Consider the following 13,096-nt stretch of genomic DNA (forward strand, 5'->3'; position numbering starts at 1 on the left):
CACAAGGCCACGGGCGGGCCACATTTGCGCCGGCCCGGCGGGGAAGGGAGTGTCGTCCGTCAGGCGTGCCAGCTCGACCAGCGGCGCACCGCGATCGCGATCACCGGCCCGTCCAACGGAACGGATTGATACTGAGGGTATTTGGCGCGCAGCAGCCGGTATGCGGACTCCATCGCCGGCCCGTCGGCATGGATGCTGGCCGCACCGTCGACCCGCACCCACCACAGCCGCGTCCAATCGTCGGCGTAATGGTCGACGAGCAGGCTCACGTGGGGGTTCTCTTCGATGTTGGCCAGTCGCCGCAGCCGCCGCGTCGTCTTGGGCTTCGCGTCGACGGCGGTGTACACCACGTCGGGAGCGCCGTCAGCGACCGCGAATACCACCGGCACCAGGTGGGGGAAGCCGTCGGGCGCGATGGTGGCCAGCCGGGCCACCGGGGATCGGGTGAAGCTGGCCTTGGGGTCGAATTCGCCCACCGTGTCAGCCTAGGCGGATCCGAACCTTGCCACTGCCATGAATAGCTACCTGCATTACGGTTATATACACACCATTGTGCCGCCCAGAACCGCAAGGCCGGGACAGTTTGGTGTTACCGCAAAGCAGGAAGGGTGACGGATGAGCAAATCGCACCACCGCTCGGTCTCGTGGTCGTGGTTGGTGAGCGTGCTGGCTGTGGTCGGATTGGGCCTCGGCCTGGGCACCGTGCCGGCGACCGCAGCGCCATTCACCCAGCCTCAGGCTCCCCTCGACCCGGCGGCATTGGTCGGCCAGGTGGGACCGCAGGTGGTCAACATCAGCACCAAGTTCGGCTACAACAACGCGGTGGGCGCCGGAACCGGCATCGTCATCGACCCCAACGGTGTCGTGCTGACCAACAATCACGTGATCTCCGGCGCGACCGATATCAGCGCGTTCGACGTCGGCGATGGGCAGACATACGCCGTCGACGTGGTCGGTTATGACCGCACCCAGGACATCGCGGTGCTGCAACTCCGCGGCGGGGCCGGCCTTCCGACCGCCGCGATCGGCGGCGGTGTGACGGTGGGCGAGCCGGTCGTCGCGATGGGCAACGCCGGCGGCCAGGGCGGAACGCCCAGCGCGGTCTCCGGCAAGGTCATCGCGCTGAACCAGTCCGTCTCGGCTACCGACACGCTGACCGGCGCCAACGAGTCGCTGGGCGGGCTGATCCAGGCCGACACACCGATCCGCCCCGGCGACTCCGGCGGTCCGCTGGTCAACAACGCCGGGCAGGTCGTCGGTGTGAACACCGCCGCCACCGACAACTACAAGATGTCGGGCGGCGGGCAGGGCTTCGCCATCCCGATCGGCAGGGCGATGGGCGTGGCGGGTCAGATCAGGTCGGGCGCCGGCTCGAACACCGTGCACATCGGCCCGACCGCGTTCCTCGGGCTGGGTGTGACCGACAGCAGCGGCAACGGCGCGCGCGTCGAGCGCGTGGTCACCGGCGGCCCCGCGGCGGCGGCCGGGATCTCCCCGGGCGACGTCATCACCGGGGTGGACAACGTCGCGATCACCGGGGCCACGTCGATGACCGAGGTGCTCGTCCCGCACCACCCCGGCGACAACATCACGGTGCGCTACCGCTCCGCCGGGGGCGGCGATCGCACGACGAACGTGACGCTGGCGGACGGACCTCCGGCCTGATCCCCCTCTCGATGATGCCCGGCGGGCGGCCAATTCTGTTGGCGCCGGGCGTTTTTCGTCACATGTCAGTGGGCGTGATTCCGAATGTCGCGCCTCGGGTACCCGTGGCATCGTGGATTTGATGAACGACGCAAGAGAAGCTGTCGAGCACCATCCCGGAGAGGGCAGTCACGTCCAGGACGGTGTCGTCGAGCACCCCGAGTCCGATGACTTCGACAATGCCGCCGCGCTGCCCACCGACCCGACCTGGTTCAAACACGCCGTTTTCTACGAGGTGCTGGTACGGGCGTTCTTCGACGCCAACGCGGACGGGTCGGGCGACCTGCGCGGACTCCTGGGCCGCCTGGACTACCTGCAGTGGCTGGGCATCGACTGCATCTGGCTGCCGCCGTTCTATGACTCGCCGCTGCGTGATGGTGGTTACGACATCCGGGACTTCTACAAGGTGCTGCCCGAGTTCGGCACGGTCGAGGATTTCGTCGCGCTGCTCAACGCCGCGCACGAGCGGGGCATCCGGGTCATCACCGACCTGGTCATGAACCACACCTCGGATTCGCACCCCTGGTTCCAGGAGTCGCGGCACGATCCAGACGGCCCGTACGGCGACTTCTACGTGTGGAGCGACACCAGCGAGAAGTACACCGATGCCCGGATCATCTTCGTCGACACCGAGGAGTCCAACTGGACCTTCGACCCGGTGCGCAAACAGTTCTACTGGCACCGGTTCTTCTCGCATCAGCCGGACCTGAACTACGAGAACCCGGCCGTGCAGGAAGCCATGATCGATGTCCTGCGCTTCTGGCTCGGCCTGGGCATCGACGGGTTCCGCCTGGACGCGGTGCCCTACCTGTTCGAACGGGAGGGCACCAACTGCGAGAACCTGCCCGAGACGCACGCCTTCCTCAAGCGCGTCCGTAAGGTCATCGACGACGAATTCCCGGGACGCGTGCTGCTGGCCGAGGCCAACCAGTGGCCGGCCGACGTGGTCGAGTACTTCGGCGACACCAGCACCGGCGGCGACGAATGCCACATGGCGTTCCACTTCCCGCTGATGCCGCGCATTTTCATGGCGGTTCGCCGGGAGTCGCGCATTCCGATCTCGGAGATCCTGGCGCAGACGCCGGAAATCCCCGACATGGCGCAGTGGGGAATCTTCCTGCGCAACCACGACGAGTTGACACTGGAGATGGTCACGGACGAGGAACGTGACTACATGTACTCCGAGTACGCCAAGGATCCTCGGATGAAGGCGAACGTCGGAATCCGGCGCCGGCTGGCGCCGCTGCTCGACAACGACCGCAACCAGATCGAGCTGTTCACCGCGCTGCTCCTGTCGCTGCCCGGCTCGCCGGTGCTGTACTACGGCGACGAGATCGGCATGGGCGACGTCATCTGGTTGGGTGATCGCGACGGCGTGCGCACCCCGATGCAGTGGACGCCGGACCGCAACGCCGGGTTCTCCAAGGCCAACCCGGGCCGGCTCTACCTGCCGGCCAGCCAGGACTCGGTCTATGGCTATCAGGCCGTCAACGTGGAGGCCCAACGCGACACGTCCACGTCGCTGCTGAACTTCACCCGCGTGATGCTGGCGGTGCGGCGCCGCCACGAGGCCTTCGCGATCGGCACATTCGAGGAGCTAGGGGGCTCCAACCCGTCCGTGCTGGCGTTCGTGCGCCAGGCGTCCGACGGGGGCGACACGGTGTTGTGCGTCAACAACCTGTCGCGGTTCCCGCAGCCGATCGAACTGAACCTGCAGCACTGGAGCGGTTGCACACCGGTGGAACTGACCGGGCACGTCGAATTTCCGCGGATCGGGCACCTGCCCTACCTGCTGACGTTGCCTGGGCACGGCTTCTACTGGTTCCAGCTGACCGCATGTGAGGATGACGAGGAGCGGCGACATGACTGAGCCAGCCAAATTGCCCTGGTCGGACTGGCTCCCGCAGCAGCGGTGGTACGCCGGGCGCAATCGAGAACTGACCTCCGCCGAGGCCGCCGTGGTCGTCCCGCTGCGGGAGGACCTCGACCTGGTGCTGGTCGACGCCCAGTACGCCGACGGCTCGTCCGAGCGTTACCAGGTGATCGTGCGATGGGATGCCGCGCCGGTCTCCGAGTACAGCACCGTGGCCACCATCGGCGCCGCCGGTGACCGCACCGGTTTCGACGGCCTGTACGACACCGAGGCGCCGCAGTTCCTGCTGTCGCTGATCGATTCGTCGGACGTTCGGACCGCGTCGGGCACCGAGGTGAGGTTCGTCAAGGAACCCGACGCGGTGCTGCCGCTGGAGGCGATGCCGCACGTCTCGGACGCCGAACAGAGCAATACCAGCGTGATCTTCGATCGGGACGCGATCTTCAAGGCGTTCCGCCGCGTCAGCAGCGGCATCAACCCGGACATCGAACTGAACCGGGTGCTGGCACGTGCGGGTAATCCGCACGTGGCACGGCTGCTCGGCACCTACGAGATGGCCGCCCCCGACGGAACGGCCGATGAGGCGTGGCCGCTCGGCATGGTGACGGAGTTCGCGTCCAACGCCGCCGAGGGGTGGGCGATGGCCACCGCCAGCGTCCGCGACCTGTTCGCGGAAGGCGACCTGTATGCCTACGAAGTCGGCGGTGACTTCGCCGGCGAATCCTGCCGGCTCGGCGAGGCGGTGGCGTCCGTGCACGCAACGCTGGCCGAGTCCCTGGGAACGGCGCAGTCGGCCTTCCCGGTCGACACCGTGCTGGGGCGGCTGTCGTCGACCGTGGCGAAGGTGCCCGAGCTGCAGGAGTACGCGGCAACCATCGAGGAGCGATTCGCCAAACTCGCCGGCCAGACGATCGCCGTGCAGCGGGTACACGGGGACCTGCACCTCGGGCAGGTGCTGCGCACGCCCGAAAGCTGGTTGCTCATCGACTTCGAGGGCGAACCGGGGCAGCCGCTCGACGAGCGCCGGGCGCCGGACTCACCGCTGCGCGACGTGGCAGGTGTGCTGCGGTCCTTCGAATACGCCGCGTACGGACCCCTGGTGGACCAGGCGGCCGACAAGCAACTGGCCGCCCGCGCCCGGGAATGGGTCGAGCGCAACCGGACCGCGTTCTGCGAGGGCTACGCCGCCGCGTCGGGCACCGACCCGCGCGACTCGGCCGAACTGCTGGCCGCCTACGAGCTGGACAAGGCCGTGTATGAGGCCGGCTACGAGGCGCGGCACCGGCCCGGGTGGCTGCCGATCCCGCTGCGCTCGATCGCCCGGCTCACCGCCTCATAGGCGCAGGATAGGAATTTGATATGCCTCCCCTGCGGGGTCGGCGAGCGTCTGACAGCATGTCAGCGTGACAAGCGAAACCTTCAATAGCGAGGCGCGGTTGTCATGGGTGCTGGCGGTGCTGGCCGGTGTGGTGGGCGCGATCTCCTTCACCCACTCCGCGGGCTACTTCGTGGTTTTCATCACCGGTAACGCCCAACGCGCCGTGCTCGGTTACTTCACGGGGCAAGGGTGGCTGGCCGCAAGTGCCGGGTTGCTAATTGCGGCGTTCGTCGCCGGCGTGGTCGTTGCCTCGCTGTGCCGGCGATTTTTCTGGGTGGACCATCCGCACGGCCCGACGGTGCTGACCACCTTCAGTTTGGCGGCCGCCACAGTTGTCGACGTCCTCGATGAGGGCTGGGAGGAGAATCTCGTCGATTTCTTGCCGATGATGCTGCTGGCGTTTGGTACCGGGGCGTTGAACACCTCTTTTGTCAAAGATGGCGAGGTTTCGGTGCCGTTGAGCTATGTGACCGGCACGACCGTCAAGATGGGCCAGGGCATCGAGCGCCACATCGCTGGCGGTGGAAACGTCTCGGACTGGCTCGGTTACTTCCTGCTGTTGGCCAGCTTTGTCGTGGGCGCGGCGGTGGGCGGTTTGATCAGTGTCGTCGTCAACGGGACCTGGATGCTGGTGATGGCCACGTCCCTTTGTGCGGTAACGACCGGGTACACCTACTTTCACCAGGACCGGCGCGCTTTGTTGATGCAACGGTCCGACCAAAAGCATCGGCAGTAGCGCTGACCGGTGCGCTACTGCCGATGCTGGTTCGGGGTTAGGCGGCTGGCTGTGCCGGCTGCGCCGGTTGTGCCGTGGTGTTGCTGGCCAGCAGCACCTGCTGGATGTCGGGCTTCATCGCGACCAACTGCTGGTTCCAGTAGGGCCACGAGTGCGTCCCGTTGGCCGGGAAGTTGAACGTCCCGTTGCGCCCGCCGGCGGCGGCGTAGGTGTTCTGGAACTGCTGGTTGGTGCGCAGCGTGAGGCCTTCCAGGAACTTGGCCGGCATGTTGTCGCCGCCCAGGTCACTGGGTGTGCCGTTGCCGCAGTACACCCAGATGCGGGTGTTGTTGGCGACCAGGCGCGGGATCTGGACCATCGGGTCGTTGCGCTTCCACGCCGGGTCGGTGGACGGACCCCACATGCTGTTGGCGCTGTAGCCGCCCGAGTCGCTCATCGCCAGGCCGATCAGCGTCGGCCACCAGCCATCGGAGGGGTTGAGGAAGCCCGACAGCGATGCGGCGTAGGGGAACTGCTGCGGGTAGTACGACGCCAGGATCAGGGCGGAGCCACCGGACATCGACAGGCCCACAACGGCGTTGCCGGCCGGCGAGATCTGCTTGTTGGCCTGCAGCCACAGCGGCATCTCCTGGGTCAGGAACGTCTCCCACTTGTAGGTGTAGTTCTGCCCATTGCTCGTCGACGGCTGGTACCAGTTGCTGTAGAAGCTGGACTGGCCTCCGACCGGCATCACCACCGACAGGCCGGACTGGTAGAACTCCTCGAAGGCCGGGGTGTTGATGTCCCAGCCGTTGTAGTCGTCCTGGGCCCGCAAACCGTCGAGCAGGTACACCGCGTGCGGTCCGCCCCCCTCGAACTGGACCTTGATGTTGCGGCCCATCGACGGTGAGGGCACCTCCAGGTACTCCACCGGCAGCCCCGGCTTCGAGAACGCCCCCGCGGTAGCCGCGCCGCCGGCAGCGGTGACGAGGCCAGACACCAGGGCAGCCCCCGCAGCCGCGACCGCCAGTTGGCGCGGCATGGTCGCGGCGGCGCCACGCAACTTCCGCAACTCTTCGAAGAACTTCATAGCTCTCTACCCATCCCAACTTTCATCTGCCATGTGCGGCGGTCGAATCTGTTCGCTGGGCAGTCAAACACGTGGGGAGGGCTCGATTCGCCTGTCACGGCCGAAGCTTCACATCGCGGTTGGCTAACGATTGGGAGTCAGCCCGGAATCGTCACCGTTGCATCACGATTGGCTATCGGAACCGCACGCCGGCCTTCCCGACGGCCGGCGCATGGGCTAACGCCGCCCGCCGTTCCTAGGCGACGAGCCGGCGCAATAACGTTGACGCGGCGGCGATTCCGAGCACCGCGGCCACCACCAGCACGACGATGTCCATCGGGTTGAAGGGCGTGCCGATGAGCAGCCCCCGTAGGGCGTCGACCTCGTAACTGAGCGGGTTGACCCTGCTCAACACGTGCAGCCACGTTGGCATCACGTCGACCGGGTACAGCGCGTTGGAGGCAAAGAACAGCGGCATCGTGATCGCCTGGCCTATTCCCATCAGGCGATCGCGATTGCGCACCAGGCCGGCCAGCGTCATCGACAGGCAGGCGAAGAACGCGGCGCCGAGCATGACGACGGCCATCGCCGCCAGAATTCGCAGCGGGTTGACCGTCAGGCCGACATTCATCAGATACGCCAACGCCATCACGCCGACCACCTGGGCCACCGAGCGGACCCCGGCCGCAAACGCCTTGCCGGTGATCAGCGCCGATGCAGGCGCCGGTGTCACCATCAGCTTGGCCAAGACACCGGCGTCTCGATCCCAAATGATCTGTATCCCATAGAAAATCGAGATGAACAGCGCCGACTGGGCGATGATCCCCGGCGCCAGGAAGGCCAGGTAGGACACCGACCCGGTGTGGATGACGTGCAGGTGGCTGAAGGTGGTTCCGAAGATCAACAGCCACAGCGCCGGCTGCACCATCCGGGTGACGAGCTCGGTCCTGTCGTGCTGCAACTTCTGCAGTTCGACGATCGCGAACGCGCCGATGCGGCTCAACACGGCGCCGACCCGTTGCCATCCGCGCGGCGCGCGGACCAGGGTACCCGGCATGGCGCTATCAACCGACACGGCGCGCAACCTTTCTGGCAGAACGGATTTCGCGGAACGATCCCGCCGACTCGTCTTCCAAGCCCGATGCGGCATAGTGGCGGAACACGTCCTCGAGGGTTGCGCGCGGCGACACCGTCGACTTCAACTTGGCGGGCGTGCCCACCGCGCGCAACTCACCCTGGTGCATCAGTGCGACGCGATCGCACAACGCGTCGGCCTCTTCCATGTAGTGGGTGGTCAGCAGCACGGTCATCCCGAACTGCGCCTGCATCTTCTGCACCTGTGTCCAGACGCCGTCGCGCGCGATCGGGTCCAGCCCGACGGTCGGTTCGTCGAGAACCAGCAGTGACGGACGGTTCACCAGCGCCTGCGCCACCTCGAGGCGGCGGACCATGCCGCCGGAATACGCGGAGGCCGGCCGGTCGGCGACGTCTAGCAGGTCCATGGCCGCCAGCGCCTGCCCGACCCGGTCGGAACGCTCGGCCCGGGGCACGCCGTAGAGCCGCGCGAACCATTCGACGTTTTGCCGACTCGTCAATGCGGGCTCGATCGAGAGTTGTTGCGGCACATAGCCGATATTGCTGCGAATGTCGGTGGTTTGGCGGCGGGCGTCTAACCCGAAGACGCGCAATTCGCCCTGCTGCACCGGCGCCAGCGTGGTGAGCATCCGGACCATGGTCGTCTTCCCGGCGCCGTTCGGACCGAGCAGCCCCATGGTTTCGCCCGGCCGCACCTGCAACGTCACGTCGTTGACGGCGGTGAACTGGCCGTACCGATAGGTCAGGTGCCTGGCATCGATCGCCATCGGCAGTGATGCGCTCATGGCCGTCGCTCCTGCAGTGTCTGGGTCATCATCTCAATGACCTCCAATCCTTTTGTCAAAGCCTCGATTTGGTCGCCGTCAAGTTCGGCGAGCACCTCGGCCAGCACCGCTCGCCGCGCGGCCCGGGACGCGTCGACGATCTGCTGGGCGGGGTCGGCGAGGTGTAACCGTCCGACCCTGCGGTCCGTGTCCCCGACGGTGCGCATCAGCAAACCGCCGGATACCAGCTTGGACACCAGGGTGGAGGCGGTGTTGGGGGCCAGCCCGAGCTCGGCGGCAGCGGCGTTGACCGAGATGCCCGGCCGCCGGCCCACCAGCCACAGCAGCTCGGACTGCGACTCGGTCAGCCGCGACGAATCGAAGCCGCGGCCGGCCGACCGGCGGAGTTGCCGGCGAAATCTTCCGACGACGCGAAACACCTCGGTGACCACGTCGGTACTTGACTTCACCCTTTCCATAATACCTCTGTAGCCGAGCTATATATGTGTAGGAGCTGTGCAGACGGTATGTACCCGCTACTTCGGGAGGCGATGCAGGACCACGTCGGCGAGCGTCCCGTCGGCGACATTGGCGGTCATGTAGGTGCAGAACGGTTGTCGGCGCCGGTCCGTCGGCGAGCCCGGGTTGAGCAGGCGCAGGCCGGCGTCGGTGCGGGTGTCCCAGGGGATGTGGCTGTGCCCGAACACCAGGACCTGGGTGTCGGGATACAACCGCGACATCCGGGCGTCACGGCCGGCCGCCGCGCCGGTCTCGTGCACCACCGTGAATCGCACGCCCGCCAGGGTCACGTCCACCCGTTCCGGCAGCCTGGCCCGCAGTGCCGGCCCGTCGTTGTTGCCCCAGCAGGCGACCAGCCGGGCCGACCTGGCTTCGAGTTCGTCGAGCAGCTCGGGCACCACCCAGTCGCCGGCGTGCACGACGACATCGGCCGCGCCCACCTCATCCCAAACCCGTGCGGGCAGGTCGCGGGCGCGTTTGGGGACGTGGGTATCGGAAATCAGCAGCAGCCGCACAACCCCATCTTGCCGCGCCTCTGGTCTACCTCGCCGTCGACGCCATCGCTTTTTCGGGCTTGGTGATTGGCGCGTCGGCCGCCTCGCCGAGCAGGAGGGAACGAACGAGGCGACGGGGTCCGAAGGGCCGCAGCATGGCGCTGGCGGGGCGGGGCCGCACGCGCATCGGCCACCAGAACCAACGCCCCAGCAGCGCCGCGATCGACGGCGTCATCAACGAGCGCACGATCAACGTATCGAACAGCAGGCCGAGACCAATCGTGCTGCCGGCCTGGCCGATTGAGCGCAGGTCGCTGGCGACCATCGACATCATGGTGAAGGCGAAGACCAGACCCGCCGAGGTGACCACGCCACCCGTCCCGCCCATGGAGCGGATGATGCCGGTCTTCAGTCCGGCTCCGATCTCCTCCTGGAACCGGGAAACCAGCAGCAGGTTGTAGTCGGATCCGACGGCGAGCAGGATGATCAGCCCGAATACCGGTGCGATCCAGTTCAATTCCAGTCCCAACAGGTGTTGCCACACCAACACGGAGAGCCCGAAGGCGGCGCCCAGCGAGAGCAGCACAGTGCCGACGATCATTAGGGATGCGACCAGCGCGCGCGTGATGATCAGCATCACGACGAAGATCAGCGTCAGCGCCGCAAGCCCCACGATCAGCAGGTCGTAGTGGGAGCCCGACTGGATGTCGCGGTAGATGGCCGCCGTGCCCGCGAGGTAGAACTTGGCGCCCGTCAGGGTCGTACCCTTCACCGCTTGATGTGCGGCGGCCAATTCCGGCATGACCGCGGCGATGCCCGCCGGCGTTGCCGGGTCCGCGTCGTGGGTGATGATGAAGCGGGCGGCCTTGCCGTCCGGCGACAGGAACAGCTTCAGCCCGCGCTGAAAGTCGGGATTCTGGAACGCTTCCGGCGGAAGGTAGAAGTAGTCGCCACTGCGGGAAGCGTCGAAGGCCTGACCCATCGCGCTCGCCGTGTCCGTCATCTGCGCCATTTGGGTGACCAGGCCGGAGAAGCTGCTGTGCATGGTGAGCAGAGTCCCCTGCATCGACTGGGCGACGGCGATGATCGGTGGGAATTCGGCGAGCATCTGGGGCAATATCGCGTCGACGTTGTTCACGTCATTGATCAGCGTGCTCATGTTCTCGCTGAACTTGTCCACACCATCGATCGCCTCGAACACCGACCTCGCAGCCCAGCATACCGGGATGTTGAAACAGTGCTGTTCCCAATACAGATAGCTGCGGAACGGCCGAGCGAAATCGTCGAAATCCGCAAGGTGGTCGCGCATCTCGTCCAGCGTGGCCTGCATCTCGTGCATGTCGCCGACCATGTGATGAGTGGCGCCGCTCATCTGCCCGACCAAGCCCTGCATCCGCTGCATCGAAACGATCATGGCGCCGAGGTCGTCGCTCATCTTGAGCATGTCGTCGGTGCGGTCCCGCATGAATTGCAGGTTCTGCTGGATCGGGATCGATTGGGCGCTGATCTGGAAGGGTATGGAGGTGTGCTCGATGGGGCCGCCCAGCGGCCGGGTAATGCTTTGCACCATCGCGATTCCGGGCGAGCGAAAGACGTCTTTGGCGAGCCTGTCGAGGATGATCATGTCGCCGCTGTTCCGCATGTCGTGATCGCTTTCGATCATCAGGATGTCGGGATTCATTGTGGCGGCGGTGAAATGGCGCTCCGCGGCCGCGTACCCGACACTCGACGGCAGGCCGCGGGGTATGTAGAAGCGGTCGTTGTAGCTGACTTTCATGCTCGGCATGATGAGAATGCCGACGATCGCGATGACCAGCGAGGCCGCGAAAACCGGGCCGGGCCAGCGCACCGTGGCGGTGCCGATGCGCCGCCAACCGCGCGTCTTGATCATCCGTCTCGGGTCAAGGAGGCCGAACCGGGTCGCCACCGCGACAACGGCGGGGGCCGCGGTCATCGCTCCCGCCACGACCACGAGCAGGCCCAAGGCGGACGGAATGCCCAGCGCCTTGAAGTACGACAGCCGCGCCAGGTGCAGGCAGAACGTGGCACCGGCGATCGTCAATCCCGAGCCCAAGATGATGTGCGAGGTCCCGCGAAACATCGTGTAGTAGGCGGTTTCTCGGTCTTGACCGGCCTGACGCGCCTCCTGGTAACGCCCGATGAGGAAGATCGCGTAGTCCGTGCCCGCCGCGATCGCCAACGAGGACAGCATCGCAACGACGAACGTCGAGAATCCCAACAGCTCGTTGTTTCCAAGCAGCGCGACAAGCCCCCGGGCCGTGCCCATCTCGAAGCCGACCATGACCAGGACCAGAAGAACCGTGCTGACGGAACGATAGGCGATGAACAGCATGATCATGATGACCACGCCCGTGACGCCCATCATCTTGAACATGCTCTTGTCGGCGGCCTCGTTCATGTCCGTGGTCAGGGGGGCCGGACCGGTGACGTAAACCTTGAGTCCCTTGGGGGGCTCTGACTTGTCGACGATCTTCCGCACGGCGTCGACCGAGTGGTTGCCCAGGGTGCTGCCCTGGTTGCCGGCCAGGTTGAGTTGGACGTACGCGGCCTTACCGTCGCGGCTCTGGACACCGGCTGCGGTGAGCGGATCGCCCCAGACGTTCTGGACGTGCTGCACATGCTTGGGGTCTGCCTGCAGCTTGCGCACCAAGGAGTCGTAGTAGCGGTGCGCCTCGTCGCCGAGCTGCTTATCGCTCTCCAGGACGATCATCGCGATGCTGTCGGAGTCCGACTCGTGGAACGTTGCGCCCATGCGCTTGGCGGCGATCATCGCCGGAGCGTCCTGTGGCGACATCGTCACCGCGTGGTTGCGTGCGACCGACTCGATCGGGGGCACAAGCACGTTCAGCGCGACGGTGAGTAGTAGCCAGCCGATGATGATGGGCCACGCGAACCTGCGGACGAATCGCATGAATTTCGGACGGGTCTCGGTATCGGTGTTCATGCGGCCTTGACCAGACAGGAGGTTTGGGCGTGCCGCCCGGCCGAGGAGCGCTGGTCCTTGACCACACCGTTTACGGCGATGCGGCAACCGATGTTGTCGCTGTTGCCTTGTGCCACCACGCTGGCGATCACGGCGGGCACCGTCGTGGTGACCGTGAAGGTCCACGGCAGCGTGGTGAAGTCCACCTGTTCCGGCTGCGCGTTGTTGTCGAGGTAGCTCACAGTTCCAGCTGTGCCGCTGGGGCCGTAGACCTCGTAGGTCACTTGCTTGATGTGCGAGGGTTCGAGTGGTTCGGCGCTGCGGCCCGTCGCGGTGAAGATCGCGTCGGACCCGAAGACGCCGCGGAGCCGTTCGACGGCGATGCCGCCCAGGGCGACCGCCGCCACGACGACCAGCGGCACCCACGCCCGTCTGAGAAACGTGGACACTGACGTTTCCTTCCCTCGTGACCTGGTCGTTCTGGTACGGAGTCTCAGCCCGCATCGCCCCAGCGAATAGGGCCGTTTGGCCCGCACCTGAG

At 66.1% G+C, this 13,096-nt stretch carries 12 protein-coding genes; 4 read left to right on the plus strand and 8 right to left on the minus strand.

Annotation, left to right across the window (positions count from 1 at the left end; translation table 11 throughout):
- Nucleotides 1-59 precede the first annotated feature (59 nt).
- On the minus strand, nucleotides 60-476 hold the full coding sequence (locus H7J89_RS12370) for a TIGR03668 family PPOX class F420-dependent oxidoreductase (RefSeq protein ID WP_264043922.1): 417 nt from the start codon (nucleotides 474-476) through the stop codon (nucleotides 60-62).
- A gap of 139 nt (nucleotides 477-615) precedes the next feature.
- Here H7J89_RS12370 and H7J89_RS12375 point away from each other — a divergent pair, with 139 nt between their 5' ends.
- The 4 genes from H7J89_RS12375 to H7J89_RS12390 all read left to right on the plus strand — a co-directional run bounded on the left by H7J89_RS12375 (nucleotide 616) and on the right by H7J89_RS12390 (nucleotide 5,691).
- Nucleotides 616-1,665 (plus strand): S1C family serine protease, encoded by a 1,050-nt coding sequence (locus tag H7J89_RS12375; protein WP_264043924.1) that lies wholly within the window; start codon nucleotides 616-618, stop codon nucleotides 1,663-1,665.
- A gap of 121 nt (nucleotides 1,666-1,786) precedes the next feature.
- Nucleotides 1,787-3,574, plus strand: a complete 1,788-nt coding sequence (gene treS, locus H7J89_RS12380; RefSeq protein ID WP_264043926.1) for a maltose alpha-D-glucosyltransferase — start codon at nucleotides 1,787-1,789, stop codon at nucleotides 3,572-3,574.
- The gene (locus H7J89_RS12385; RefSeq protein WP_264043928.1) at nucleotides 3,549-4,916 is read left to right on the plus strand and encodes a maltokinase N-terminal cap-like domain-containing protein; all 1,368 of its coding nucleotides are present in this window, start codon (nucleotides 3,549-3,551) and stop codon (nucleotides 4,914-4,916) included. Before treS ends, H7J89_RS12385 begins: the two co-directional genes overlap by 26 nt.
- Before the next feature lie 64 nt (nucleotides 4,917-4,980).
- Nucleotides 4,981-5,691, plus strand: a complete 711-nt coding sequence (locus H7J89_RS12390) for a YoaK family protein (protein WP_264043930.1) — start codon at nucleotides 4,981-4,983, stop codon at nucleotides 5,689-5,691.
- A gap of 37 nt (nucleotides 5,692-5,728) precedes the next feature.
- Here the strand turns inward: H7J89_RS12390 and ag85C are convergent, their stop codons facing one another.
- From ag85C to H7J89_RS12425, 7 genes are all read right to left on the minus strand, one after another.
- Entirely contained in the window at nucleotides 5,729-6,760 is a 1,032-nt protein-coding gene (gene ag85C / locus H7J89_RS12395; protein WP_264043932.1) for a diacylglycerol acyltransferase/mycolyltransferase Ag85C, read from the minus strand.
- A 235-nt stretch (nucleotides 6,761-6,995) separates the two neighbouring features.
- A complete protein-coding gene (locus H7J89_RS12400; protein ID WP_264043934.1) occupies nucleotides 6,996-7,814 on the minus strand; it encodes an ABC transporter permease in 819 nt (272 codons plus the stop codon).
- Nucleotides 7,804-8,619: an ATP-binding cassette domain-containing protein gene (locus H7J89_RS12405; protein WP_264043936.1), complete on the minus strand. Its 816-nt coding sequence runs from the start codon at nucleotides 8,617-8,619 to the stop codon at nucleotides 7,804-7,806. Before H7J89_RS12405 ends, H7J89_RS12400 begins: the two co-directional genes overlap by 11 nt.
- Complete coding sequence (locus H7J89_RS12410) at nucleotides 8,616-9,077, minus strand: MarR family winged helix-turn-helix transcriptional regulator (RefSeq protein WP_264043938.1); 462 nt, start codon at nucleotides 9,075-9,077, stop codon at nucleotides 8,616-8,618. The genes H7J89_RS12405 and H7J89_RS12410 overlap by 4 nt, the downstream gene beginning before the upstream one ends.
- Nucleotides 9,078-9,134: 57 nt before the next feature.
- Nucleotides 9,135-9,632: a metallophosphoesterase family protein gene (locus tag H7J89_RS12415; protein ID WP_264043940.1), complete on the minus strand. Its 498-nt coding sequence runs from the start codon at nucleotides 9,630-9,632 to the stop codon at nucleotides 9,135-9,137.
- 25 nt (nucleotides 9,633-9,657) lie between these two features.
- Nucleotides 9,658-12,576 (minus strand): MMPL/RND family transporter, encoded by a 2,919-nt coding sequence (locus H7J89_RS12420; RefSeq protein WP_264043942.1) that lies wholly within the window; start codon nucleotides 12,574-12,576, stop codon nucleotides 9,658-9,660.
- A complete protein-coding gene (locus tag H7J89_RS12425; protein ID WP_264043944.1) occupies nucleotides 12,573-13,004 on the minus strand; it encodes an MmpS family transport accessory protein in 432 nt (143 codons plus the stop codon). Before H7J89_RS12425 ends, H7J89_RS12420 begins: the two co-directional genes overlap by 4 nt.
- Nucleotides 13,005-13,096 lie beyond the last annotated feature (92 nt).

The organism is Mycobacterium paraffinicum (assembly GCF_025822865.1).
GTDB classification, from domain to species: domain Bacteria; phylum Actinomycetota; class Actinomycetes; order Mycobacteriales; family Mycobacteriaceae; genus Mycobacterium; species Mycobacterium paraffinicum.

Bases quoted from the DNA above. Each gene is read 5' to 3' on its own strand.
- H7J89_RS12375 (WP_264043924.1), top strand. From the start codon at position 616: ATGAGCAAATCGCACCACCGCTCGGTCTCGTGGTCGTGGTTGGTGAGC.
- treS (WP_264043926.1), top strand. From the start codon at position 1,787: ATGAACGACGCAAGAGAAGCTGTCGAGCACCATCCCGGAGAGGGCAGT.
- H7J89_RS12385 (WP_264043928.1), top strand. From the start codon at position 3,549: ATGACGAGGAGCGGCGACATGACTGAGCCAGCCAAATTGCCCTGGTCG.
- ag85C (WP_264043932.1), bottom strand. From the start codon at position 6,760: ATGAAGTTCTTCGAAGAGTTGCGGAAGTTGCGTGGCGCCGCCGCGACC.
- H7J89_RS12405 (WP_264043936.1), bottom strand. From the start codon at position 8,619: ATGAGCGCATCACTGCCGATGGCGATCGATGCCAGGCACCTGACCTAT.
- H7J89_RS12410 (WP_264043938.1), bottom strand. From the start codon at position 9,077: ATGGAAAGGGTGAAGTCAAGTACCGACGTGGTCACCGAGGTGTTTCGC.
- H7J89_RS12420 (WP_264043942.1), bottom strand. From the start codon at position 12,576: ATGAACACCGATACCGAGACCCGTCCGAAATTCATGCGATTCGTCCGC.